At 51.2% G+C, this 606-nt stretch carries 2 protein-coding genes; both read right to left on the bottom strand.

Annotated features, from left to right (window positions below):
- Positions 1-400: hypothetical protein (locus IEY39_RS29640; RefSeq protein ID WP_188938394.1), on the bottom strand; the 400-nt coding region annotated here is incomplete at its 3' end.
- Positions 401-402: 2 nt separating this feature from the next.
- A partial coding sequence (locus IEY39_RS29645) for a hypothetical protein (protein WP_188938395.1) occupies positions 403-606 on the bottom strand: 204 nt, incomplete at its 5' end.

Below are 606 nucleotides of genomic sequence, written 5' to 3' on the forward strand. Positions count from 1 at the left end.
GCGTCACCGCAGCACCTGGGGCCACGGCCAATACAGGTGCGTGGATGGAAACATCCATGTCGGTCACCCGGACATTCAGGGAAGCCATGCCGAGTCGCTTATGGGATAATTGTAGTTGGTGGGCGCCGCCACCGCTATTCCAGATGATCCGCACCTGGGTGCCTTTGTTTGCTATTGTACCGCTCAGTCTGGCATTGCCGTTAGCCACCAGGTATCCCCCGGTTACCGTCCAGGCAATAGTATCGGAAGGTAGCAGATCACCAGATATCGTGTAGAGATTTCCCCTTGTGCCTCCCGATAGCGTGCAATCCGTGCCGCTGATGGAAACCTGTGCCGATAATGGAGGCGCTGTCAGGACTAATCCGGTAATGGCAGTGGCGAGCACAAATCCGCTTTTCATAATCAATGGTTGTAGTTATACTCAAAAGTTTTCAAAATGTTTCCGTCCATGTCCCGGATGAATTTCAGCCGGTTTAGACCGTCGTAATTGTAATAAGTGATCGTATTATTCGGTGAGCATTCGCTGGTCAGGCCAATTAAAGGACTGTAGGTATAGGTCATCATATGGGCAGTCGTCGGATAAAGGCGGAGCTCGTCAATAGTTAT

Source organism: Puia dinghuensis (genome assembly GCF_014642875.1).
Taxonomy (GTDB): Bacteria; Bacteroidota; Bacteroidia; order Chitinophagales; family Chitinophagaceae; genus Puia; species Puia dinghuensis.